The sequence below is a fragment of the Pseudomonas xanthosomatis genome (assembly GCF_019139835.1).
Lineage (GTDB): Bacteria > Pseudomonadota > Gammaproteobacteria > Pseudomonadales > Pseudomonadaceae > Aquipseudomonas > Aquipseudomonas fakonensis.
This window is the reverse complement of record NZ_CP077075.1, coordinates 5,954,619-5,977,257: the sequence shown is the minus strand read 5'-3', so window position 1 is coordinate 5,977,257 and position 22,639 is coordinate 5,954,619. Positions and strand designations below refer to the sequence as shown.

Annotated in this window: 21 protein-coding genes; 14 read left to right on the top strand and 7 right to left on the bottom strand. The window is 67.2% G+C overall.

Features of this window, described 5'->3' with window-relative positions:
• Positions 1-270 precede the first annotated feature (270 nt).
• Complete coding sequence (locus tag KSS93_RS26385; RefSeq protein ID WP_217840487.1) at positions 271-564, bottom strand: hypothetical protein; 294 nt, start codon at positions 562-564, stop codon at positions 271-273.
• Between the two features lie 59 nt (positions 565-623).
• Here KSS93_RS26385 and pbpC point away from each other — a divergent pair, with 59 nt between their 5' ends.
• The 4 genes from pbpC (at position 624) to KSS93_RS26365 (ending at position 7,214) form a co-directional block, all read left to right on the top strand.
• Positions 624-2,972 carry a peptidoglycan glycosyltransferase PbpC gene (pbpC, locus tag KSS93_RS26380; RefSeq protein WP_217886647.1) on the top strand — a complete coding sequence of 783 codons (2,349 nt, stop codon included), beginning with the start codon at positions 624-626 and terminating at the stop codon, positions 2,970-2,972.
• A gap of 324 nt (positions 2,973-3,296) precedes the next feature.
• The gene (locus tag KSS93_RS26375; RefSeq protein ID WP_217886646.1) at positions 3,297-4,739 is read left to right on the top strand and encodes a collagen-like triple helix repeat-containing protein; all 1,443 of its coding nucleotides are present in this window, start codon (positions 3,297-3,299) and stop codon (positions 4,737-4,739) included.
• A gap of 91 nt (positions 4,740-4,830) precedes the next feature.
• Positions 4,831-6,501 carry a ShlB/FhaC/HecB family hemolysin secretion/activation protein gene (locus tag KSS93_RS26370; RefSeq protein ID WP_217886645.1) on the top strand — a complete coding sequence of 557 codons (1,671 nt, stop codon included), beginning with the start codon at positions 4,831-4,833 and terminating at the stop codon, positions 6,499-6,501.
• Positions 6,502-6,587: 86 nt separating this feature from the next.
• Positions 6,588-7,214, top strand: coding sequence for a hypothetical protein (locus KSS93_RS26365; RefSeq protein ID WP_217886644.1), 627 nt, complete (start codon positions 6,588-6,590; stop codon positions 7,212-7,214).
• Positions 7,215-7,223: 9 nt separating this feature from the next.
• Here the strand turns inward: KSS93_RS26365 and KSS93_RS26715 are convergent, their stop codons facing one another.
• From KSS93_RS26715 to KSS93_RS26355, 3 genes are all read right to left on the bottom strand, one after another.
• Entirely contained in the window at positions 7,224-7,349 is a 126-nt protein-coding gene (locus tag KSS93_RS26715; RefSeq protein ID WP_263975040.1) for a hypothetical protein, read from the bottom strand.
• An 85-nt stretch (positions 7,350-7,434) separates the two neighbouring features.
• On the bottom strand, positions 7,435-7,836 hold the full coding sequence (locus tag KSS93_RS26360; protein WP_437182081.1) for a response regulator: 402 nt from the start codon (positions 7,834-7,836) through the stop codon (positions 7,435-7,437).
• An 18-nt stretch (positions 7,837-7,854) separates the two neighbouring features.
• Entirely contained in the window at positions 7,855-8,037 is a 183-nt protein-coding gene (locus KSS93_RS26355) for a Flp family type IVb pilin (protein WP_217840483.1), read from the bottom strand.
• A gap of 285 nt (positions 8,038-8,322) precedes the next feature.
• On the opposite strand from KSS93_RS26355, the gene cpaB reads away from it, so the two are divergent.
• The 8 genes from cpaB to KSS93_RS26315 all read left to right on the top strand — a co-directional run bounded on the left by cpaB (position 8,323) and on the right by KSS93_RS26315 (position 15,800).
• Positions 8,323-9,267, top strand: a complete 945-nt coding sequence (gene cpaB / locus KSS93_RS26350) for a Flp pilus assembly protein CpaB (RefSeq protein WP_217886643.1) — start codon at positions 8,323-8,325, stop codon at positions 9,265-9,267.
• Positions 9,268-9,284: 17 nt separating this feature from the next.
• Complete coding sequence (locus KSS93_RS26345; protein ID WP_437182080.1) at positions 9,285-10,511, top strand: type II and III secretion system protein family protein; 1,227 nt, start codon at positions 9,285-9,287, stop codon at positions 10,509-10,511.
• A complete protein-coding gene (locus KSS93_RS26340) occupies positions 10,508-11,707 on the top strand; it encodes a CpaE/TadZ family protein (protein ID WP_217886642.1) in 1,200 nt (399 codons plus the stop codon). The genes KSS93_RS26345 and KSS93_RS26340 overlap by 4 nt, the downstream gene beginning before the upstream one ends.
• The gene (locus KSS93_RS26335; protein ID WP_217886641.1) at positions 11,704-12,960 is read left to right on the top strand and encodes a TadA family conjugal transfer-associated ATPase; all 1,257 of its coding nucleotides are present in this window, start codon (positions 11,704-11,706) and stop codon (positions 12,958-12,960) included. The genes KSS93_RS26340 and KSS93_RS26335 overlap by 4 nt, the downstream gene beginning before the upstream one ends.
• A complete protein-coding gene (locus KSS93_RS26330; RefSeq protein WP_217886640.1) occupies positions 12,957-13,838 on the top strand; it encodes a type II secretion system F family protein in 882 nt (293 codons plus the stop codon). The genes KSS93_RS26335 and KSS93_RS26330 overlap by 4 nt, the downstream gene beginning before the upstream one ends.
• A gap of 2 nt (positions 13,839-13,840) precedes the next feature.
• Positions 13,841-14,728: a type II secretion system F family protein gene (locus KSS93_RS26325; RefSeq protein ID WP_217886639.1), complete on the top strand. Its 888-nt coding sequence runs from the start codon at positions 13,841-13,843 to the stop codon at positions 14,726-14,728.
• Positions 14,729-14,819: 91 nt separating this feature from the next.
• Complete coding sequence (locus KSS93_RS26320) at positions 14,820-15,524, top strand: tetratricopeptide repeat protein (protein ID WP_217886638.1); 705 nt, start codon at positions 14,820-14,822, stop codon at positions 15,522-15,524.
• 15 nt (positions 15,525-15,539) lie between these two features.
• Positions 15,540-15,800 (top strand): DUF3613 domain-containing protein, encoded by a 261-nt coding sequence (locus KSS93_RS26315; protein WP_217886637.1) that lies wholly within the window; start codon positions 15,540-15,542, stop codon positions 15,798-15,800.
• Between the two features lie 259 nt (positions 15,801-16,059).
• On the opposite strand, the gene KSS93_RS26310 is transcribed toward KSS93_RS26315, so the two are convergent.
• Together KSS93_RS26310 and KSS93_RS26305 are read right to left on the bottom strand one after the other, a co-directional pair.
• Entirely contained in the window at positions 16,060-16,836 is a 777-nt protein-coding gene (locus KSS93_RS26310; protein ID WP_225917266.1) for a response regulator transcription factor, read from the bottom strand.
• 121 nt (positions 16,837-16,957) lie between these two features.
• Entirely contained in the window at positions 16,958-17,428 is a 471-nt protein-coding gene (locus KSS93_RS26305; protein WP_217886635.1) for an A24 family peptidase, read from the bottom strand.
• Between the two features lie 75 nt (positions 17,429-17,503).
• Here KSS93_RS26305 and KSS93_RS26300 point away from each other — a divergent pair, with 75 nt between their 5' ends.
• Both KSS93_RS26300 and KSS93_RS26295 read left to right on the top strand, forming a co-directional pair.
• A complete protein-coding gene (locus KSS93_RS26300) occupies positions 17,504-17,947 on the top strand; it encodes a TadE/TadG family type IV pilus assembly protein (RefSeq protein ID WP_217886634.1) in 444 nt (147 codons plus the stop codon).
• Complete coding sequence (locus KSS93_RS26295; RefSeq protein WP_217886633.1) at positions 17,944-20,577, top strand: PAS domain-containing sensor histidine kinase; 2,634 nt, start codon at positions 17,944-17,946, stop codon at positions 20,575-20,577. The genes KSS93_RS26300 and KSS93_RS26295 overlap by 4 nt, the downstream gene beginning before the upstream one ends.
• On the opposite strand, the gene KSS93_RS26290 is transcribed toward KSS93_RS26295, so the two are convergent.
• Positions 20,562-22,502, bottom strand: a complete 1,941-nt coding sequence (locus KSS93_RS26290) for a pilus assembly protein TadG-related protein (protein WP_225917264.1) — start codon at positions 22,500-22,502, stop codon at positions 20,562-20,564. The two genes, KSS93_RS26295 and KSS93_RS26290, sit on opposite strands and share 16 nt — an antisense overlap.
• Positions 22,503-22,639 lie beyond the last annotated feature (137 nt).

Genomic DNA, 22,639 nt, shown 5'->3' with positions numbered 1-22,639 from the left:
CCGGTTCTCATAGAACAAACTACAACTCATTGATTTAACGCGGTCGCTGTGGGAAGCGGCCTTGCCGGGGCGCCGTCCGGTCGAGATGGGCTGCACAGCAGCCCCGGCAATTTTGCATAAGGCCGGGGCCTTGGGGCCGCTTCGCGCCCCATCGCGACACAAGGCCGCTTCCCACAGTGGCCGCAGTACATCTGCGAGACTAGTTCTCTGCGCGACAGCGCAGCCCAAAAGGGCTGGGTGATCTCATACAGAGAATGGGGTATCAGTCGTTCAATGCACCACCCAGCTCAACACCCACAACCCCAGCAACGCCCAGATGATCCCGAGCACGATCGAGGCGCGCATGAACGCGCGCACCGCCGAGTACAGCAGCATCAAGCCGACGATCAGCGCAAGGATGCTCACCAGCGAGGTGTCCATGCCCAGCGCGCGCGCCAGGCCGTCGATGAAATTGCCGCCGGCGTTGGCCAGCAGGTTGAACAACCCGCTCAGGCCATCGACGATGAAACGGATCACCGAACCCAGTACCTGGCCCAGCCAATCGAAAAAACCTTCTACTTGCATGGTTGCTTCCTGATGAACACTTCAAGCCTTTGGCCATCACCCGACCCGGTCGGTTCCCGATGCCAAGCTTAGCCCGCCCGCGCCTGAAAAGAATGCTGCGCCGCGCGGCCCTGGGCGGCCTGCTGCTGGTCGCCGGGCTGTGGCTGGCCGACCGCATCTGGCCGCTGCCACTGCCCCGCGATGACCTGGCCCGGGTGGTACTGGCCGAGGACGGCACGCCGCTGTGGCGCTTTGCCGATGCCGAGGGGGTGTGGCGCTACCCGGTCAGCCAGGAAGAGGTGTCGCCGCTGTACCTGGAGGCACTGCTGGCCTACGAGGACCGCTGGTTCTACCAGCACCCCGGGGTCAACCCCATGGCCCTGGCGCGGGCGGCCTGGCTGAACCTGCGCGGCGGGCGGGTGGTGTCGGGTGGCAGCACGTTGTCGATGCAGGTGGCGCGCCTGCTCGACCCCCACGACCGCACCCTGGCCGGCAAGCTGCGCCAGCTGTGGCGCACGGCGCAGCTGGAATGGCACCTGTCCAAGCGCGAGATATTGCAGATCTACCTCGACCGCGCGCCGTTCGGCGGCACCCTGCAGGGCGTGGCTGCGGCCAGTTGGGCCTACCTTGGCAAGTCGCCGCTGCACCTGACCCCGGCCGAGGCGGCGTTGCTGGCGGTGCTGCCCCAGGCCCCCAGCCGGCTGCGCCCGGACCGTCACCCCGAGCGTGCCCAGCGGGCCCGCGACAAGGTGCTGCAGCGCCTGGACGAGTACCAGGTGTGGCCGGCAGCGCGTATCGCCGAGGCCCGTGAAGAACCCTTGCTGTTGGCCCCGCGCCAGGAGCCGGCGCTGGCGCCATTGCTGGCGCGGCGGCTGAACACCGCAGGCAGCCCGCCACTGATCCGCACCACCCTTGATGCAGCCCTGCAGCGCCGGCTCGAAGACCTGCTGCTGGGTTGGCGTGCGCGCTTGCCCGAGCGCACCTCGGCGGCGTTGCTGGTGGTGGAGACGCAGAACATGGCGGTGCGCGCGTACCTCGGCTCCATCGACCTGGGCGATGCGCACCGCTTTGGCCATGTGGACATGGTTCACGCCCTGCGCTCGCCGGGCTCGACCCTCAAGCCGTTTCTCTATGCGATGGCCATGGACGATGGCCTGATCCATTCCGAGTCGCTGTTGCAGGACGTGCCACGGCGCTACGGCGACTACCGGCCCGGCAACTTCTCCATGGGCTTCAGCGGGCCGGTATCGGCCAGCTCGGCGCTGGCACTGTCGCTGAACCTGCCGGCGGTGCAGTTGCTGGAGGCCTACGGCCCCAAGCGCTTTGCCGCGCAGATGCGCGTGGGCGGAGTGCCGCTGGTGCTGCCGCCGCTGGCCGAGCCCAACCTTTCGTTGATTCTTGGTGGTGCCGGCAGCCGCCTGGAAGAACTGGTAGGCGGCTATGCGGCGCTTGCCCGTGAAGGGCGCAGCGCGAAAATTCGCCTGCAACCCCAGGACCCGCTGGTGGAGCAGCGCCTGTTGTCGCCAGGTTCGGCGTGGATCACCCGGCGTATTCTCAGCGGCCTGGCACGCCCAGACCGCGACCCCAACGCCGAACTGGTGCAGCGCCCGCAACTGGCCTGGAAGACCGGCACCAGCTATGGCTTTCGCGATGCCTGGTCGGTGGGGGTGGGGCCGCGTTACCTGATCGGCGTGTGGATCGGCCGCCCGGACGGCACCCCGGTGCCGGGGCAGTTCGGCCTGGCCTCGGCGGCGCCGCTGATGCTGCAGGTGCACGATTTGCTCAGCAACCGCGATGCGCAGCGCGGTATCCAGATGCCGGTAGAGCCGGTGCCGGCCTCGGTGGGGGTGGCGGCAATCTGTTGGCCGCTGGGCCAGCCGATGAACCGCCAGGACCCGAACTGCCGGCGCCAGCGCTTTGCCTGGACCCTCGACGGCACCACGCCACCGACCTTGCAGGCTGCCGACCAGCCGCTGGGTTTGGGGCTGCGCGACACGGTGTGGGTCAATGCCGATGGGCTGCGGGTGGATGCCAGCTGCCCAGGCGCGGTGGCCCGTGATATCGCCCTGTGGCCGGCGCCGCTGGAGCCTTGGTTGCCACGGGCCGAGCGCCGGGCGGCGAGGCTGCCCGCTGTTGACCCGGCTTGCCCGCCGCAGGTGGCGGCCATGGCGCCGCCGTTGTCGATCGTTGGCGTGCGCCCGGGCGACAACCTGCGCCGCCCGGCCACCAGCCGTGAGCCGCTGCAGTTGCGGGTGTCGGCCTTGGGTGGCAATGGCCGGCGCTGGTGGTTCGTCAATGGCCAGCCGCTGGGCGAGACCCAGGGGCAGGACAGCTTGCAGGTGCATTTCGAGCAGACCGGGCGGGTTGAGTTGAGTGTGCTGGATGAAAGTGGCGAGACGGCGCGGGTGGAGTTTCAGGTGGGGGAGTGAGCGCGACCATCCTTTTATGGTTATGGGGGAGGGTGTTCGGCGAAAGGTTTCTGGCGAACACCTGCCAGCCCTAACCCAATCAAAACCAGCCAGGTAACTAATCTGTTGGCGCTACACCCTTCGTAATACCCACCTCGACCGCCTCGCCAACCCACTGAAACTGCGCACCTTTTCACCCGGTACTGGCCCCCTGCCGCCAGGGTTAATACCAAGTTGGGAGCTATCGGTTTCGAACCCCGGGGACTTCACTGCTGACTGTAGGAGTACGCAGGCGTGATCTGACGCCGCGCAATTCCAATAACAACCAGCAGCAGGAGTCTTCCCATGAACACGCAAGCGTGGATGAAGGCGGCTACGGCGCTGACGATGGTCATGGCGCTGGGCCTTGCGGGATGCAGCAGCGGCGGTGGCGGGCACCACAGCGAAGTGGATGGATCATCATCGGGTACTGCCGGAGGCGGCGATGGCGGTAGCGGCGGCGGTACTGGCGGTGGCACGGGCGGCGGTACCGGTGGCGGCACTGGCAATGGCAGCGTGGGTGACGGCCTGGTGGTCGCGCAGGTGGCCGACCAGCTCGGCACCACCGTGTCGGGGTTGGGCGACGGGGTCAGCAACCTCGGCCAGGTGATCGGCTCGCTGCCGGTGGCCGGCAGCACGGCGCTGACCGGTGGCGTCGGGGCGCTGGTATCGTCCGCGGGCACGGCGCTGAACTCGGTCAGCAGCGGCCTGAGCGACGGCCTCGGCCAACTGGGTACCGGCAACAACGCAGTGGGCACCACCGTAGGTGTGGTCGGCGCCGCCACGGCGGACCTGGGCACCGGTGTGTCCGGCCTGGGGCAAGGCCTGCAGGCGTTGGCGACGGGCTCGCCAGTGGAGCAGGTGCCGTTGGTCAACCAGGTGGTGGCCGGGGCCGGGCAGGGCGTTGATCGTGTCGGCCAGGCGGTGACCATGCTTGGTGACACCCTGACCCCGATCGGCACCAGCGGCCCGTTGGCCGGGGCTACCCAAGGCGTCAGCGATGCACTGGTGCCGGTGGTCTCGCTGGTGGAGAACACCACCGCCAACGCCACCCGCCAGACCGGCCTCAATGGCCCGCTGAACCAAACCCTCGATGGCCTCGGCAATGCCCTGGACCAGACCGGTCAGAACGTGAAACAAGCGGGTAACGGTAACCCGGTCACCGATACCGCAGGCCAACTGGTCAGCAACCTGGGCACCGTGGTCGGCACCACGGCTGGCTTGTCGCCAACCACTGGCGGCGCGCGTACCGGCCTGCTGGAAACCGTCGGCGGCGTAGTCGCCGGGGTGGGTAGCGGCCTTGGCGCGGGTACCAGCAATACGGCCGTGGGTGGTGTAGCCGGCAGCACCGTGCAGGTGGGCAACACCGTGGCCAGCCTGGGTACGGTGCTCGGCGGCAATGGTGTGACCAATACGGCCGCAGGTGCTCCGGTAGCTGCGCTGACCCAGCAGGTCGGCGGCGGGCTCAACCCGGTCGTGGGTGGTGTGGCCAGCCTGACCCAGCGAGTGGGCGCCAGCACCGGGCTGGGTACGCCGGTGGCCGGGCTGCTAAACCAGGTCGGTGGCGCGGTGAGCAACGTCGGCTCGCAACTGAACAGCGCCAGCGCCAACCCGGTGGTGAGCCAGCTGGGCACCACGGTCGGCACCTTGGGCAACACCGTTGGCCAGGCCGGCACGCTGGTCAATGGCGGCGCCACCGGTGGCACTGGCCTGGGTGGCGTGCTCGGAGGGCTGGCTGGCAACCGTTAGTGGCCGATCGCAGGCGTAGCACCTACGCTTTGCAGCAGTATCAGGGGCGCCGGGGGGCGCCCCGGCTTTCACCGGATCATGGAGTGTCCGCATGCGCCCGTTGGCCGTGACGATCTTGATGCTTTGCTGGGCCGGCCTGGCCCACGCCGAACCCCTGCCCAGTTTTCTCAACAGCAACGACACCGAGCGCCGGCTGCCAACCTCGAACCTGCCGGTGGATGCCTACCGTCCCGGGGCGCCGGGCCTGCAGGTGCCGGCACCTGCTGCAGCCCAGCAGCAACCGCTGCTGATGAGCACTCAGGTGCAGGTACGCAAGGTGCGTTTCGAAGGCGGTACGGTCTACCCGCTTGGCGAGTTGCGCGAGCACTACCAGCCGGTGATCGGCCACACGACCTCCCTGGCTGCACTGATCGACCTGACCCGGCGCCTCACCCAGCGCTACCAGGATGACGGCTACCTGCTCTCCTACGCCTACCTGCCGCCCCAGGACTTCGCCGATGGTCGGGTGCGGGTGGTGCTGGTGGAGGGGTACATCCGCGATTATCAGGTCGAGGGCGATATCGGTTCGTCCCGGGCCTATGTCGAACGCCTGCTGGACAAGCTCAAGGCCGAGCGCCCGCTGACGCGCAAGACCTTCGAGCGCTACACCAGCCTGGTCACTCGCATTCCGGGCGTGACCTTCCGCGCCGAAGTACCGCCACCGGGTACCACCGATGGCGCTACGCGCCTGGTGGCGGTGGCCGCGCGGCAAGCTTTCACCACCACCTTGAGCCTCAACGACGGCAGCCGCGATGACCTGCAGGCGCTGCTGGGTGCCAACAGTAACGCCCAGACGCGTTTTGGCGAGCAACTGAGCGCCAGCGTGCTGGCGCCGCCGGGGGACGACAAGGAACACTACTACCGCCTCGACTACAGCCAGTTCGTCGATGACGAGGGCTCGCGCCTGCAGCTGTCGGCCTCACGTTACCGCAGCGACCCCAGCGCACGCATTCGCCTGGGCGATGGCGTCGACCTCACCCAGCACCGCGAGAACGAGCGCTATTCCATCGGCCTCAGCCAGCCGCTGATCGCATCGCCCAACGAGTGGCTCGAAGTGCTCGGGCGCTTTTATGCAGTCAACGACCGCATCGACTACCAGGTGGTTGGCGCACCCCTGAAGTTCGACAGCCAGACCGACATTCGCGCGCTGTCTTTCGAAGGCGACTGGCGCAAGGCCGAGGCGCGGCGCCTGCGCATTCTCAGTGCCGGGGTGTACCAGGGGCTGGACCACTTCGGCGCGCGCAGCAACGCCGACCTTGACCTAGACTTCTTGCGCCTGCGCCTGGCCGGGGTGCAAAGCGACAATTTCAGCGAAAACTGGCAGGGCGTGGCCTCGGCGGCGGGCTACTGGAGCAACGACAGCCTGCCCGACAGCGAACGGGCAGTATTCGGCGGGCAGAACTTCGGCCGCGGCTACCCCACCGACCAGGCCTCCGGCGACAAGGGTTGGGGGCTGGCCTACGAGGTCAACTACAGCTTCAAGCGTGACGGTGCCTGGGTGAAAGTGCTGCAGCCCTACGTGGTGCTGGACGCGGCCCGGGCCTGGTTCAACGAGCTGGACGTGCAAAAGGCGCGCATGTCGTCAGCTGCGCTGGGCCTACGTTTTGGCGACATGCACTACTACAACATCGCCGTCGAGGTGGCCAAGCCAATGTCCGACATCGCCCTGGACAGCCTCAACCGCCGGCCGCGGTTGACTTTGAGCTTCAGTTATCAGCTGTGAGACGAGTGGACAAGTTGACAGGTTGACGATAGGGTTGCGCCGCCTTAGGCTGGGTGCATTGCCGCAACTGCCTGTGAGGCCTTGCCATGAAAATCGCCGAAGCCCCCTCCCGTTATCTTCCCAGCGCCGCCAGCGAAGCGACCAAGGCCGCGTTGCGTGAAGACTTCGAGCAGTTTCTCGGACAACTCTCTCAGCCACAGCTCGAGGCGTTGGCTGAAGGTGATTGCTTCGAGGCGTTACGAGCCACCCTGTCGCGCCCTAGCCAGCAACCGGCCAGCCGGCAGGTGCGCAACCAGCTTGCCTATGCCAAGGGCAAGGCCTTGGCCTTCGAGCAGATCTGCAACGGCTATGAGCTGCTCGACTCGAAAACCGTCTGCGCCCTGCTTGGCATCACTCGCCAGGCCTTGAACAAGCGCTTGCTGCAGGGGCAGGTGCTGGCCTACAGCGAAGGGCCGCGCAAGCATTACCCGGCGTTCCAGTTCGTCGACAACGCCGTGCTACCCGAGGTGGCCGAGCTGGTGCGGGTGCTGGCCATCGAGCCGCGGGATGCTGCGCAGGTGAACCTGCTGCTGGGTTTTCTACTGCAGGACATGGACTACGCCAACCCTGGCGAGCCTGCCCATATACACCCGCGCTACCAGTTGCTCGACGAGCCTGGCGCCTTAGCCATCATCGTTCGCGATTTCACCAACAGGCTGCAGATGGGGCGCTGACCAGGCGCTTCATTCCACCGGCACCTGCATGCGCAGCAGGGCCTCGCCAACGGTCTCGTCGGTACTCAGCAGTAACGCCTCCAGCAACTGGTGCCGTAGTCCCTGCAACTGCGCACCACGCCCTTCGAACAACACCAGGTTACAGCCGTCCAGGCTGCCGCTGACCGGGTATACCTGCGAGGGCGCCGGGCTTGTCGCCCGTACAGGCTTTGCAGCTTTATTACCTGACCGCGTGCAGCAGCGGCTTGGGAAACAGGTTATCCAGGGTTTCCAGCAGGCGCGCGTGGTAGATCGGCTTACGGAACAGGTCGAGCACCTGCAGGCGCAGCAGGTCGCTGACGTCATCCATGTCGGCATGCCCGGACATCACGATCACCGGCAGGTGCTGGCGCGCCGTGTGCTCGCGCAGCCGCTGGATCAACGCGATGCCGCTGTGCTCGGGCATGCGCAGGTCGGTGATCACCAGGGCCACGTCCGGGTAGCGGGTGAGCTGCTGCAAGGCAGCGCTCACCGAGCTTGCGGTGTGGCAGCAGAACCCCTGGTTTTCCAGCAGTTCAGCCAGTTCCTCCAGGGCCTCTTCCTCGTCGTCCACCAGCAGTATCTGTTGACGCAACGTCGGCATGGGCAGCTCCCGAAAAGGTCACTGGGTGATGGCGGTCTTGATGGTGTTCATGATGTTGGTGACTTCGGCCGAGATCGGGGTGACGAAGCCGGCCAGCACCACCGCCACCATGGCGGCGATGACCGCGTATTCAATACCGGAGGCGCCATCTTTGCGTTGAAGGAAGGTTTTGCAGTGCAGGTAGATCTGTTGCAGCAACATGGCGAGGCTCCTTGCGCACAGGTGCGCCGGTGGTGGGGCGGCTCAGTTGATGCCCCTTTGCCATCAGAGCTTCGCTCGCCTGTGGCGGCCTGCAAATGTAACAAGGTGATAGTCGGAAAGTAGGGGTAAACGCCAGCCCTTGTAAGTTTCTGTTTTATCGGTGCGTCAATTTCGTGGCTCGAAAATCGCCCCTCACTTAATGGCGAATTGGCAGGGCTCGGCTAGGGTGAAATAGCCAAATAGTTACTTTTTGCCAGCATGTGGCCAGGCACAGGGAGGGCGCAAATGAGCAGTCGCTTGACCATGATTCTGGCTGGTCTGTTCCTGTTCGCTGCGTTGCTGGCCGGATACTGGGGCCTGCGCCTGAGCCGCCCGGCCGAGCCTCTGCCGGTGCCGGTGGCCGCCCCTGGTGAGCAACCTGCGCCAATCCCCCCGCCGCAGCCAGCGGCCCCACCGGAACCTGCGCGCTTCCCCATCGTGGTGCTGCGTAAAGCGGTGCCGGCCGATACCCCCATCACCGCCGATGACCTGCTGGTCGAACAGCTGCAGGTGGTGCCTGCCGGCGCCTACCAGCAGGTTGAGCAGGTGATCGGGCGCAGCAGCACGCGCCCGCTGGCTCCCGGAACCTGGCTGGACGCCTCGAACTTTCAGGCCGGCGGGCCGCTGGCGCGAATGATTCGCCCTGGCGAGCGCGCGCTGGCCGTGGCGGTGGACGATGTGGTCGGCGCCGGTGGCCAGTTGCGCCCCGGCGACTATGTGGATGTGCTGCTGTTCTTGCGTGAAGAGAACAACAACCCGCAGTCCTCGGCGCAGGTGGTGTTGCCGGCCTTGCGCGTGCTCAGCGTCGACCAGCAGACCGGCCTTGGCAACGATGGCCGCCCGGCGCAGACCGCCGAAGAGCTCAAGGCCCGACGCGAGCAGCAAACGGTCGGCGGCAATGCCGTGCGTACCGTGGGCCTGGCCGTGCCCCAGGCCCTGGCCAGCCGGCTGATGCTGGCGGCCCAGGCCGGCACCTTGCGCCTGGCGGTGCGCAGCGCCGAGGAAGGGCTGCTGGCGCGCTACTGGTCAGGCACCGAGGCAGGCGCCCAGGTGCAGGCCGCCAACCGCGAGCTCTACCGCTTCAGCCAGCTGTCCCAGGTGCCCCTGGCGGGCCCGGCGGCTGTGGCTGGCGCCCCGGCCATGCAGATCATTCGTGGCGCCCAGGCGGGCGGCCAGCCCACTACACCCTGACCGGCAAGGATGCACCCATGCGTAGTATGTTGCGTCGATTGATGCCGCTTTCCCCGCTGTTGTGCCTGGCTTTGCTGCCCGTTGCCCAGGCGGCCAGCAAGAGCTGCGCCGGGTTTGACCAGTTGCCTTCGGTGATCGAGATGGACCAGGGGCTGCAGCAGGAGCTGCGCCTGCCGGTGGCCATTACCCGGGCCGCAGTGGGTGAGCCCAAGGTGGCCGACGTGCAGCCCAGTGGCGAGCGCGCCGTGTTGCTGACCGCCGTGGGGCAGGGCACTACCAGCCTGATGCTGTGGACCGCCTGCACCTCGGCGCCGCACCGGGCGATGCTGTTCGTCAAGGGCCGGGCCAGCACCGACATGGCCGAAGTGCAGCCCTTGCCAGGGGCCCAGGCCGAGCTGCCGACCCAGGTGCAGGCCGACATTCGTTTTGTCGAGGTGCGCCGCACCAAGTACAAGGAGGCCGGCACCCGGTTGTTCTTCAAGGGCTCCAACAGCCTGATCGGCTCCCCTGGCACAGTGCCCGGTGCGACGGTGCGCCCGACCGTGCTGCCGGGCGCAGTGCTTGATGACGACGTCTTCAATATTGTCCTGGGTGGCAACAACGGGCGCTTCCTGGCGATGATCAACGCCCTTGAGAACAGCGGCTTCGCCTACACCCTGGCGCGCCCCAGCCTGACCGTGCTCAGCGGCCTTACTGCAAGCTTTCTGGCCGGCGGCGAGGTGCCGATACCGGTGCCCAGCAGTGGCAGCGACAACGTCTCGATCGAGTACAAGGAGTTCGGCGTACGCCTGGCGCTGACCCCCACCGTGGTCAGTCGCGACCGCATCACCCTCAAGGTGGCGCCCGAGGTCAGCGAGCTGGACTTCAGCAACGCGGTGACCATCGCCGGCACCCAGGTGCCCGCGCTCACCGTGCGGCGCACCGATACCAGCATCTCCCTGGCCGACGGCGAGAGCTTCGTCATCAGCGGCCTGATCAGCAGCAGCGTGCGCTCGAACGTGGACAAGCTGCCGGGGCTGGGCAACCTGCCGATCATCGGCGCGTTCTTCCGCCAGTCGACCCTCAACCGCGAAGAGACCGAGCTGCTGATGATCGTCACCCCGCACCTGGTGCAGCCACTGGCGGCCACTGCCCGCCTGCCCGAGCTGCCCGGCGAGGCGCTGCGCACCTACGACCCCAGCTGGGGACGCTTGTACTTCATGGAGAACGGCAACTTCGAAGGCCGTGGCGGGTTGTCCCAATGAGCGAACGCGCAAACCACACCTACCTCGCCCTGACCCGCAACGAGGACGACCTGAGCTGGCTGCAGGGGGCGCTGGCGCCGTTGGGGCAGGTGATCGGCGCCAGCGGCGGCAGCGGCGGCAGCCTCGACGAATTGCTGGCGCTGGTCGATGTAACGTTCAGCAACCTGGTGTTCATCGGCCTGGACCGCGAGCAACTGGTCAGCCAGTGCGCGTTGATCGAAGGCATGCTGGAGGCCAAGCCGATGCTGGCCATCGTCGCCCTGGGCGACGGCATGGACAACCAGCTGGTGCTGCACGCCATGCGCGCCGGGGCGCGGGATTTCGTCGCCTACGGCTCACGGGCCAGCGAAGTGGCCGGGCTGGTGCGGCGCCTGGGCAAGCGCTTGCCGACGGTCACCAGCAACCCCAGCCTGGGCGGCCTGACCGTGTTGTTCGGGGCCCCGCGCAGCGCCGACGGCGCGCTGCTGACCACGCACCTGGCGCGGGTGGTACAGGAGAGCGGCCAGCAGACCCTGCTGCTCGACCTCGGCCTGCCGCGCGGCGACAGCCTGGCGTTGCTGGGGCTGGAGGCTTCGTTCCACTTCGGCGATGCCCTGCGCCATTTGCGCAGGCTCGACGCCACGCTGATCGACAGTGCCTTCACCCGCGACAAGTGCGGCCTGCGCATCCTTGCCTACGCCAGCGCCGACGAACCGATGAAAAACACCAGCGCCGCCGAGCTGTACATGCTGCTCAGCGCCCTGCGCCAACACTTTCAGCACATCGTGGTGAACCTCACCGGGCAGATCGACAGCGAGGCGCTGCGTACCATCATCAGCCACTGCGACAAGCTGATCCTGTACACCGACCAGAACATCCTCGATTGCCGGCGCAACCTGGAGGTGCTCGAGCATTGGCGCGACCGCGGCATCAAGCTTGAGCATGCGAGCGTGCTGGTGGACCGCTTCATGCGCCAGGTGGCGCCCGATGCCGAGGCCCTGGCCAGGCGTTACGGGCTGCCGTTGCTGAGGGTGCTGCCGTTCAGCCCCGAGGTACGCCTGAATGCCAAGAACCAGGGCCTGAGCCTGTTCGAACTGGCCCCGCGCGAGCCCCTTACCCAGGCCCTGCGCAGCTTGGGCGAGCGCCTGGCGCGGCGTTCGGAGAACCTCGGCAAGCCCAGTAATACCTGGCTGCGCCGCCTGTGGGGGAGCCGATGAGCCAGGAACAACCCTTCGGTGGCGCGCGCCACGCCAGCAACGACCCGCATGTGCTCAAGCGCGCGCTGCACCGGCATGTGATCGATGCCATCGAGGACAGCGGCCGCAACCTGCTCGAAGGCGCGCGGCCAGCCTTGGCGCAGTTCGTTCTGGAGCAGGTGGGCGACTATGTGGCGCGCCTGCGCCTGGCCCTGTCGCGCTATGAAATGGAGCGCCTGGGCGAGGAGATCGTCGATGAGCTGACCGGCTACGGCCCGCTGGAAGTGCTGCTGCGCGACCCCAGCGTCACCGAGATTCTGGTCAACGGCCCGTACCGGGTGTTCGTCGAGCGCGCCGGCCTTTTGCAACTGACCGATTTGCGCTTTATCGACGCGCACCACGTGGAGCGGGTGATGCAGCGCATCCTTGCGCCCCTGGGGCGGCGCCTGGATGAATCGTCGCCCATGGTCGATGCGCGCATGCCCGACGGCAGCCGGGTGAATGCGATCATCCCGCCGGTGGCGCTGGACGGGCCGTGCCTGTCGATTCGCAAGTTCCGCCAGGACATGCTCAAAAGCGCCGACTTATTGGCCACCCGGGCCATCGACCAGGCCATCTTCGACTTTTTCGAGCGCGCCGTCGGCCGGCGCTGCAACATTCTTGTGAGCGGCGGCACCGGCACCGGCAAGACCACGTTGCTGAACATCCTCAGCCAGATGATCGCCCCCCAGGAGCGGTTGGTGACCATCGAGGATGTGGCCGAGCTGCAGTTGCACCACCCCCATGTGGTGCGCCTGGAAACCCGCCCGCCCAACGCCGAGGGCCATGGCGAGATCAAGGCCAGCGAGCTGATCCGCAACGCCCTGCGCATGCGCCCTGACCGCATCATCCTCGGCGAGATTCGCGGAGCCGAGGTGGTCGATGTGCTGACCGCGATGAACACCGGCCACGATGGCTCGATGAGCACGGTGCATGCCAACAGTGCCCAGGATGCGCTGCTGCGCCTGGAGACGCTGGTGGGGCTGACCGGCCGCCAGGTGGCGGAGAAGACCCTGCGCCAGATGGTCTGTGCAGCACTTGATGTGGTGATCCAACTGACGCGGCTGGCGGATGGCCGGCGCTGCGTGAGCGAAATTCTCGAAGTGGTCGGGGTGCGTGACGACGTGTACGTCACCAACGTGTTGTTCCGCCTTGACCGGCGCAGCGGCGAAGGCTTTTTGCGCGAGGCGCCGAACCCGGCCGGCGAGAAACTGCGCCACGAGGGCCTGTATTGATGGGGCCGCTGCTGTTGGCCCTGGCGCCGCTGCTGCTGGGCGCGGCGCTGTTTTTGCTGCGCCTGGGCCTGCACAAGCGCAGCGAGGAGCGCATTCTCCTGCGCCTGGGCCAGGCCTACCGCGTGGTGCGCAGCGCCAGCGCCCGGTGCGACTGGCTCGACCCGCTGCTGCAACGGGCGGGCCTGGCCCAGGGCGAGTTCAGCCTGCGGCCGTGGCTGCTGGCCTGGCTGGGGGCGGTGCTGCTGGCGGCCCTGCTGGTGGGCGGGGCGGCGGCGCTGTTGGTGCTGCTCGGGCTGCCGCTGTTGGGTTACCTTGCCTTGAGCTGGCGCTGCCGCCGCCGGCTGCAACGGATCATCCAGCAGTTGCCTGGCCTGCTCGACTACAGCGTGCGCAGCCTCAAGGCCGGGCGCACCCTCAACGACGCCGTGCTGGGCGGTATCGACGCCACCCGCGAACCGCTGCGCTCGGCCATGCTGCGGGTGCGGCGCAACGTGCAGTTGGGCGTGCCGCTGGACGATGCGGTGAATGAGCTGGCCGAACTGTACCGCCAGGACGAGCTGCGCCTGTTCGCCCTGGGCCTGCGCATCAACCAGCGCCATGGCGGCAACGCCAGCGAATTGCTGGAAAACCTGATCAAGCTGATTCGCGAGCGCGAGCAGGGTGGCCGGCAGTTGCGTGCGATGACCGGTGAAACCCGCATCACCGCCTGGATTCTGGGTGTGCTGCCGCTGGCCATGGTCGGCTACTTCCTGATGGCCAACCCCGGTTACCTGCTGGCCATGTGGCGCGACAGCCACGGCCAGATGATGCTGCTGTTCGCCTTCGCCCTGCAGGCACTCGGCTGCCTGGTGCTGTGGCGCATGATGAGGAGCCTGTGAGCATGGCCCTGTTGGTTTGCGCACTGTGCCTGTTTGCAGGCTTCACCCTTCTGGCCATGCACGCCGCCCGGCAATGGCGCGGCCAGCAGCGCATTGCGCGGCGCCTGCAGGGCCGGCTGGGGCGTGACGAGCGTTTGGGCGAGTGGTTGCACTGGCTGGGCAGCAGCCCGCTGGGCCAGCGCCTGCAACGGCTGGACAGCGAAACCCAGGCCTTGCTCGACCGCCTGGGCTGGCGCCGCACCCGCCAGCGCGCGCTGTTTGCGGCGGTGCAGTTGGGCCTGCCGCTGCTGGCCACCGGGGCGGTGCTGTTGATGGTGCATGGCCTGCCGGGCGAGCGGCGCGGGCACTGGAGCGTGCTGGTGCTGTGCGCGCTGGGGGCCGGTTACCTGCTGCCCAAGCGCCTGCTGGCCGCTGCCGCTGCCAGGCGCCAGCGCAGGATCGCCGTCGAGGTGGGGCTGATGATTCCGCTGCTGCGCATCCTGTTCGAGACCGGCCTTGCCGTTGAACAGGCGCTGCGGGTGCTCGCCCATGAGGGCCGCACCTTGGTGCCGCACATCAGCGCCGAGCTGCGCCAGGTACTGCAGCGGGTCGATTCGGGGCTGGCCCTGGGGCCGGAGCTGGAAAAGGCTGCGCGGCTGCTGGCGGTGGACGAGTTGATCGATACCTGCGTGATCCTGCAGCAGTTGCTGGTGCAGGGCAGCGGCTCGATGAAGTCGTTGCAGGCGCTCAAGGAGTTGCTCGACGACCGGCGCCTGACCGGGCTGCAGGAGCGGGTGTCGAAGATGTCGGCGAAGATGTCGGCGGTGATGATGATGTTCCTGTTCCCGGCCTTGCTGATCGTACTGGCCGGGCCTGGGCTTTCGGCGTTGGCGCGGGCGTTGGGGTCGTGATGCCTGCATGGGGCCTGAGTGGATGGCACCGGCTTTGCCGGTGTTCGCGGCTGAAGCCGCTCCTACAGGGTGTGTAAAAAAGGGAGATGCGATGAAAGCGATCCTTGTGTTCAGCGGCCTGCTGTTGCTCACCGGCTGCGCCGGCCAGCAACCCGACGGCCTGGCCCGGGTGTTCGGCGGCGGCAGTTGCGCCAAGCCCGACGCCGACCAGCAGATGAGCCTGGACCTGGCCGACCAGATGATCAACGAGGGCCGCCCCCACGCAGGCCTTGCGCACCTGGAGCAACTGCCGGACAGCCTTGACCAGGTGCGCCTGCGCAAGGCGCGGGTTTCGCGCGTGCTCGGGCGCAGCGAGGCCGAGCCGTTGTACCGCAGCCTGCTCGGCGGCTGCCTGGCGGCCGAAGGCGAGCATGGCCTTGGCCAGCTGGCCTCGGCCCGTGGCGACGATGTGCAGGCGCTGCGCAACCTGCAACGGGCCGTACGCCTGGCGCCCACCGACGAGAAGGTGCGCAACGACTTGGGCGTGGTGCAGATGAACCTGGGGCACCACGAACAGGCGCGCTTCGAGTTCCTCACGGCCATCGAGCTGAAAGACGACAACCCGCTGCCGGCGATCAACCTGGTGACGTTGTCGTTGGTGCAGGACAACTGGAGCCAGGCCGAGGACCTGGTCAAGCGCCTGCGCCTGGGGCCTGCACAGTTTGCCGAAGCCCAGGCCCGTGCCCGCCAGCTCAAGGCCAGCGGGCGCGGGGCGCTGGCCGCCAGTGCGCAGCCGCCGGCTGCAGTGCTCAACTGATCGGAGAGCTGAGTGATGATCAAACCGTTGACTGTGTGGGCCTGTTTGCTGATGCCTGTGGCGGCGCTGGCGCAAGAGCCGCCGCGCCAGGCACAGGATGAGACGGCCACTGAAACCTGGTTGAAGGTACAGGCCAGCAACCGCCAGGCCTCGCCGACGCCGCAGGTGCAGACCGACAAGGAGCGCGATCAGGCCATGCAGCGCTGGTTGGACAGCTACAAGTATGCGATTCCGGATTTCTATCGCTGGAGCAAGGTGGATTCTTCGAACAATTGAAGCCTTTGCAGGCTGCTGGCCCTGGAGGAGATTACCCAGCTCTTTGGGGCTGGGCGGTCGCGCAGAGAACTAGTCTCGCAGATGTATCGCGGCCCCTGTGGGAAGCGGCCTTGTGTCGCGATGGGCTGCGCAGCAGCCCCGGCAATTTTGCATGAGACCAAGGCCTTGGGGCCGCTTCGCGCCCCATCGCGACACAAGGCCGCTTCCCACAGGGGCCGCGTTAAATCAACGAGGTGTTATTTGTTCCATAGGAGCCGCACTAATGGGTGGTAAAGCGCTGATGCACCGGCGACGAGCGCGGCGTCAGTGCCAGCGCCAACTGCGTGCGGTTGTGCATGTGGGTCAGGCGCAGCACCTGCGACACGTACAGCTTCACCGTGTTTTCGGTGATGCCCAGCTCGCAGGCGATCTGGTAGTTGGTCTTGCCCTTGCTGACCAGGCGGGCCACTTCCAGCTGGCGTGGTGACAGCTTCTCGAACGCCGCTGGCAGCTCCGGCTCGCTGTCGTCGGTGTCGGTGGCGCGCCGATGGGTGCCTTGGCCGCGGGCCTTTTCCAGGTCCTGGTAGAGGTCGTCGATCGACTCGGCCAGTTCCTGCAGGCGCTGGTTCAGGCTGCCCAGCTCGCGGAAGTTGCGGCGCCGCTCCAGCAGCACTTCTTCTTGGCGGCGCAGGCCTTCCAGCAACTCGTCGAGGTCCATGGGCTTTTGGTAGTAGTCGGCAAAACCTTCGCGCAGGGCGCGGATCACATCCTGCTTTTCGGCCCGCCCGGTGAGCATGATGGCTTCGAACATGCGCTGGTTGCCGGCGATCTGCTTGAGTGCACGCACAAGCTCTATGCCATCGCGCTCGGGCATGTGCAGGTCGCACAGCACCAGGCCGATATGGTCATCGGCCCGGTAACGTTCGATGGCCTGGTCGGTGGAGTGGGCCGGCACGCAGCGGTAGCCTTCGCCTTCCAGGTACTCGCACAGCTCTTCGACGATAAGCGGTTGGTCGTCGACAACCAGGACTTTCACCTCACTGACGGACTTGTTCACAAGCTCAACTCCCTGTTGTTCCGGCCCTGCTCCCGGGCCAAGTCGCTCTGGCAGCAACAAAGGTAGTCGCACTTTGCAACTATGTACATGGACTGTAGACGCCATCCGGCGGTTCAGCCGGTTATTGGATCCATACCGCCGTCAGCAAAAAGCCCGCCAGCACGTAAGGGGCGAAGGGCTGTTTGTCGCCGACCTCTTCGGCCAGCTTTTGCAGGCGTTTTTTAAGCTTGGGGTTGAGCAGGGTCCACAGTCGGCGCCGCCCGAGTAGCCAGGCGACCACGGTGAGGCCGGCGCCGATGAAGGTGCCGAGCACGTATTGCGGGCTGGTGGCCAGGGCCAGGGCACCCATCAGCTTGACGTCGCCGGCACCGAAGCGCCCGAGCATGTAGCCGGGCAGGGTGAGCAGCATGACGATGGCCAGGGCCCAGCCGGCGTCACTGGCATCGGCGCCAATCCAGCTGTGGCCGGTAGCGAACAGCCACACCAGCGCGCCGGTGGCCACCCCCAGGGTGAGGGTGTTGGAAATCTGCCGTTCACGGACATCTTGTTCGGTGCACAAGGCAAGCCACATCAGCAGAACAATGCTTTGCATTGGCAAATCGCCATCCCTATTCGTTGAACGGTTCTATGCTTTGCAACAGGTTTCAACGTCAGGGTAGACGCGAACATGCAAGCCAGCCCGGCAAGGCAGCAAAAAGGCGCGGCAGCCATCGAGTTTGTCGCGGTATTCATGGTGTTCTTTGCAGTGTTCTACGGGCTGGTCAGCTATGCCCTGCCGATGCTGATGCTGCAGTCGTTCAACCAGGCCAGCAGCGAGGCAGTGCGCCGCTGCGTGGCGGTGGACCCGGCCAGCGCCACCTACAGCCAGGACGTGCAGGGCCTGGCGCGCCAGGTGATCGGCCAGCAACTGGCCTGGATGCCGGCCAGCCTTGGCTTCAGCGTGGCCACCGACACCCGGGTGACGCTGGGCGCAGACAAGCTGCTGACGGTGGCCATCGACTACCCCCGCGAACGCCTTGAACGGGTGCTGCCGGTGCTGGTGCTGCCGCTGATCGGCGAGGTGCCGAAGCTGCCCGAGCGCCTGCAGGCACAAGCGAGCCTGCAACTATGAGCGGTAGCCTGTTCGACCGCTGGCGCGCGGCGCCCGATGAGCCCCAGGCGCCGCCTGCGGTCGGTTTGCAGCTGTGGCTCGACGACCAGGCCCGGGTGCAGCGCCTGGCCGGCCCGCTGCGCACCTTGCTGGCGCTCCCGACCCAGGCCGCTGCCCGGGTGCAGGACTACCTGGAGCCGCACAGCCTGCTGGTGCTGGAAGGTGAGCCGCACGACTGGCAGGGGCAACCCCTGGACCTGGCCTTCCGTACGGTGGTCGGGCATGCCCTGCAGACCCGTGGCTGGCTGCAGCGCCATGGCCATGGCCAGGGCTGGGTGCTGCAGCTGTTCGATATCGGCGACCTTTTGCGCGAGCAGCGTTGGGACCGCCAGCGCCCGCTGTTCGGTGAAATCGGCCATGCCTTGCGCGAGTGCGGCGCCGAGCGCCTGGCGCAGACCACCTGCGAGCAGTTGCAGGTGCTGGCCGGGCACTGGCAGGCCAGCGCCTTGTGCCTGATGCTGCGCACCGCCGATGGCTGGCGCCGCTATGCCGGCAGCGACCCGCTATGGCCATGGCCGGACGATACGCGCCTGCAGGGCTGGCTGACGCACAGGCCGGCCGTAGCCCCGGTGCAAATACACAATCAAGTACACAAGGAGCCCGAATTGCTGGCGTTGTGTGGCTGCGCCTCGCTGTTGCTGGTGCCCTACCGCCAGGGCCAGGATGCCGAAGCCTGGCTGCTGGGGGCGGACGTGCTGCAGCCCCCGCCGGACGACATGGCGCTGGCCTTGGCGCGGACCCTGGCCGAGCCGCTGCTGGCGCGGCTGCGCCACCAGCAACTGCAACAGCAGAGCCGCCAGCTTGACCACCTGCAGCAGCAACTGGGTGCTGGCGGTTGGGAGTGGCCGCTGGACGGTGACTTGCAACTGGACCCGGCGGCGGCGGCGTCGTTCGGTCTGCCCCGGCAGATGAACCTGGTGCAGTGGCTGGCGCAGTTGCACCCTGCTGACCGGGAGCCGGCGCAACTGGCCTTGGCCCAGGCCCGCGACGGGCATGCCTTGGGCCTTGGCGTGCGCCTGGCCGAAGGTGGCCAGCGCTGGCTGCACTGGGCCGGCCAGCGCCAGGGCAACTGCCTGCGAGGCTTCGTGCTGGACATCAGCGCACTCAAGCAGCAGCAACAGCAGGCCGACGCCGCCCAGGCGCGGCTTGAAAACCTGATCGCCAGCTCGCCTGCGGTGATCTACGTGCAGCGCTATGTCGACGGCGCGCTGCACAGCGATTTTTTCAGCGCAAGCCTGGCGCCGCTGCTGGGCTGGGGCGCCGACAGCGAGCAGGCGCGCCAGCCCGCGTTGGCGGTGCACCCCGACGACCGCCCGCTATGGCTGGAGCGCACCCGTGCCCTGTTGCGCGACGGCCAGGTGCGCTGCCGCTACCGCCTGCGCGATGCCCGTGGTGGCTACCACTGGATGCTCGATGAGGCGCGCCTGCTGCGTGACGACCTGGGCCAGCCGCGCGAGGTGGTGGGCCTGTGGCTGGATGTCAGCGAGGCCACCGATGCCGCCGAGCGCGTGCGCCAGAGCGAGGAGCGCTATCGGGTGCTGGTGGAGGACTCGCCGGCGATGATCTGCCGTTACCGGCCCGACCTGACCCTGGAATACGCCAACCGCCCGCTGGCCGATTACCTGCAGCGCACACCGGAGCAACTGCAAGGCGAAAACCTGGGGCAGTGGTTGTCCGACAGCCAGCGCGAAGCGTTTGTGCAGCGCCTGGCTGCGCTTACGCCCGAACAACCAGTGAGCAGTGCCGAGATCTGCCTTCAATTGCCGGGGCGCGAGCATGCCTGGTGGGTATGGGCCGACCGCGGTTTGTTCGATGGTAATGGCCAGTTGCTGGAAGTGCAGGCCGTGGGGCGTGACAACACCGAGGTGCGCCGCAGCCAGCAGCAATTGCTGCAGGGCGCGAAGATGGCCACCCTGGGCGAGCTGGCCACAGGCCTTGTGCACGAGATCAACCAGCCTCTGAACGTGATGCGCATGGCCGTGGCCAACGCCCTCACGCGCCTGGAGCAGGGTACGGCCGAGCCTGAATGGCTGGAGGCCAAGCTGCGGCGTATCGAGGCCCAGGTGGCGCGAGCCGAACGGCTGGTGCAGCACATGCGCGTGTATGGCCGCCGCTCGTTGGTGGAAACCCAGAGCTTCGCAGCCTGGGGCGCGGTGGAGGGCGCCCGGGCGCTGCTCGAGGAGGGCTTGCGCGGCAAGGGTGTGAGCCTGTGCCTGGAGCCGCCGGGTGAGCAAAGCCAGGTGCTCGGCCATCAGGACCAGCTGGAGCAGGTGCTGATCAACCTGTTGGTCAATGCCCGCGACGCACTGCTGGAGCAAGGCCGCGTGCAGCCGTGGATCCGCGTGCGCCAGGAGCTGCACGGCGGGCGCCTGAGCCTGCTGGTGGAGGATAACGGTGGGGGTATTGCCGAGGGCCTGCACGAGCGCATCTTCGAGCCGTTCTTCACCACCAAGCCGGCGGGCGTTGGTACGGGCCTGGGGCTGTCGGTCAGCCACGGCATCGTCAGCCACATGGGCGGGCGCCTGACGGTGGCCAACGGCGAGGAGGGGGCGTGCTTCCGGGTGGAGCTGCCGCTTCACAGCACCAGTTGAGCGTGGCCGCTGCTGCAACTCAGGTTGGCCCCCACCTGGGCGTTGGCCAGGTCTACTCCCAAGGTTTTGAGCAGGGTGTTGAGCAGCGGGTCGAGCAAGGGGCTGAGCAGGTTCTTGATGAGCGGCTCGAGGATGTTCTTCACCCCGTCGAGCAGGCCGGCGGTGAGCGTTAGCACCTGGCCCAGGCCGCTGTTACCGGTGGGCCTGTAGGCTTCCAGGTGAATACCGCCGAGGGTGTCGGCAAGGCTGGCGACCACCTGTGACTGATCGGTGTCCATGCTCTGGAACATTGGCGCCAGGCCGATGTTCGGCGGGTTGTTGAACACCAGTGGTTTTTCGCTGGGGCTGCTGGCCAGCACCTTGCTGTCGATGCGCAGGCCGATGCCGCCGCCGGCGAAGGGAACGCGGGTGCCGCAGGAGGGCTGCAGGATCAGCAAGCGGCTGCAGACGTTGGTGCCGATGTCGATCAGCGGCAGGGCCTTGACCGTGGTGGTGCCCTGGTTGAGGAAGTCCTGGGGGGTGTCGAACTTGCCGATGGCGATTTTCGCCGCCGAACGCTGGGTGACCGTGGCCAGGGTCTTGGGCGAGCAGGTGTAGGCGGCGGGTGGCAGTGGGCGCAGGCGGCTGGTGGCTTCGGCGACTTCCAGGCCGATATCGATATGGGTGACGCCGTCGAGCAACTTGATATCGCCGACCTTGCACGGCACCCCCAGAGCGCAGGTGAGCGATTGCACAGTGCCCAGCAGGTTCAGGCTGAGCAGGTTGTTGAGCACGTTGGTCAGCGGCGCCGCCAGGTCCAGCACGGCATTGACCAACCCGCTGACGGTGTTGAGCACGGGCAGGTCGAGGGAGATCAGCGCGCGTACCTGGGCGGTATGCACGCGCAGGTCGTCGCTGCGTGGGTCGCCCACCGCCGACACCTGCTGCGGCTCGATCACCCGCAGTTGCACCTTGCCATTGACCAGCCCCAGCACGCTGATCGGCAGCTCGGCATAGGCGGCGCGTTCGCTGGCCGCCAGCTGGATTACCCCCTGCACCAGTTGCAGCAGTTGCAGGTTGGCGTCCAGGCCGGCCTTGGCGGTGCCGTTTTGCAGGTCCAGCAGTTGCCCCAGCTGCAGGCCACCGGCAGGCAGGTCGGCGGCCAGGCGGCCGAGGTTGGTGACCACGTCGGCTGCGGCGCCACCACGCTGCAGTACCTTGGCTGCGGCTTGCAGCAGCACTGTGGCGCTGGTGTCCAGGCCAAGCAGTTGCTGGTAGTCGCCGGCGGCCAGGTTCAGGTCGATGGCCAACTGGTCGAGGTAACTGAGCAGGTTCAGCTGGGTGTTGGCCATGCCCTGCCAACCCAGCAGGTCGAGTTGCAGGTTGCCACCCAGGGCCTTGGTCAGGGCGTTGAGCAGCGCGCCCTGGCTTGAGCTGACGGTGGCCAGGGTGGTGCGGATGCTGAGCATGGCCTGGGGCGGTATGGGGCTGGCGGCCACGGCGCTGGCGTGCAGGGTGCTGGAGCGTTGGAAGTCGCCTTCGACCAGGGTGAACAGGCCACCGGCGACGCTGGTTGTGACGGTGTTGCGCACCTCGACCTTGATCGCTTCGTTGCGGCTGTTGTCGCTGGTAAAGCTGCGCAGGTTGCCGGCGCCGGTCTGCAGGTAGCCGCAACTGGCCACCAGCGGGTTGCTGGTGGCATGGCCGTTGCGGGTGGCGGCGGCGCGGGCAAGGGTGGTGGCCTGGGGGCCGCTGCCGCTGCACACGCCACCTTGCCCGGCGGCTTCCAGGGCAGCCATGTCGGCGATGCGTTGCAGTTTGCGTTGCTCCAGGTACAGGCGCCCGCTATCGACGGCCAGCAGCATGAACAGCAAGGCGATACCCAGGGTCAGCGTGGCCATCAGGCCGATCGCGCCGCGTTGGCGCACAGCGAAACGGGGAACCACGGGCACTCCTTTGCCGGCCACAGGCCTGGCAGCGCAGCTGCTGTGCGAGGAGTGTAGTCAAGGTGATGGCAGGTTGCCTTGCCTGCTGTCTTGCGGGGCGCAACGCATATCCTGTAGGAGCGGCTTTAGCCGCGAAG

Excerpts from the sequence above, each read along its gene's own strand:
- KSS93_RS26385 (WP_217840487.1), bottom strand. The coding sequence starts at position 564 with ATGCAAGTAGAAGGTTTTTTCGATTGGCTGGGCCAGGTACTGGGTTCG.
- pbpC (WP_217886647.1), top strand. The coding sequence starts at position 624 with ATGCCAAGCTTAGCCCGCCCGCGCCTGAAAAGAATGCTGCGCCGCGCG.
- KSS93_RS26375 (WP_217886646.1), top strand. The coding sequence starts at position 3,297 with ATGAACACGCAAGCGTGGATGAAGGCGGCTACGGCGCTGACGATGGTC.
- KSS93_RS26370 (WP_217886645.1), top strand. The coding sequence starts at position 4,831 with ATGCGCCCGTTGGCCGTGACGATCTTGATGCTTTGCTGGGCCGGCCTG.
- KSS93_RS26365 (WP_217886644.1), top strand. The coding sequence starts at position 6,588 with ATGAAAATCGCCGAAGCCCCCTCCCGTTATCTTCCCAGCGCCGCCAGC.
- KSS93_RS26360 (WP_437182081.1), bottom strand. The coding sequence starts at position 7,836 with ATGCCGACGTTGCGTCAACAGATACTGCTGGTGGACGACGAGGAAGAG.
- KSS93_RS26355 (WP_217840483.1), bottom strand. The coding sequence starts at position 8,037 with ATGTTGCTGCAACAGATCTACCTGCACTGCAAAACCTTCCTTCAACGC.
- cpaB (WP_217886643.1), top strand. The coding sequence starts at position 8,323 with ATGAGCAGTCGCTTGACCATGATTCTGGCTGGTCTGTTCCTGTTCGCT.
- KSS93_RS26345 (WP_437182080.1), top strand. The coding sequence starts at position 9,285 with ATGCGTAGTATGTTGCGTCGATTGATGCCGCTTTCCCCGCTGTTGTGC.
- KSS93_RS26340 (WP_217886642.1), top strand. The coding sequence starts at position 10,508 with ATGAGCGAACGCGCAAACCACACCTACCTCGCCCTGACCCGCAACGAG.
- KSS93_RS26335 (WP_217886641.1), top strand. The coding sequence starts at position 11,704 with ATGAGCCAGGAACAACCCTTCGGTGGCGCGCGCCACGCCAGCAACGAC.
- KSS93_RS26325 (WP_217886639.1), top strand. The coding sequence starts at position 13,841 with ATGGCCCTGTTGGTTTGCGCACTGTGCCTGTTTGCAGGCTTCACCCTT.
- KSS93_RS26320 (WP_217886638.1), top strand. The coding sequence starts at position 14,820 with ATGAAAGCGATCCTTGTGTTCAGCGGCCTGCTGTTGCTCACCGGCTGC.
- KSS93_RS26315 (WP_217886637.1), top strand. The coding sequence starts at position 15,540 with ATGATCAAACCGTTGACTGTGTGGGCCTGTTTGCTGATGCCTGTGGCG.
- KSS93_RS26305 (WP_217886635.1), bottom strand. The coding sequence starts at position 17,428 with ATGCAAAGCATTGTTCTGCTGATGTGGCTTGCCTTGTGCACCGAACAA.
- KSS93_RS26300 (WP_217886634.1), top strand. The coding sequence starts at position 17,504 with ATGCAAGCCAGCCCGGCAAGGCAGCAAAAAGGCGCGGCAGCCATCGAG.
- KSS93_RS26295 (WP_217886633.1), top strand. The coding sequence starts at position 17,944 with ATGAGCGGTAGCCTGTTCGACCGCTGGCGCGCGGCGCCCGATGAGCCC.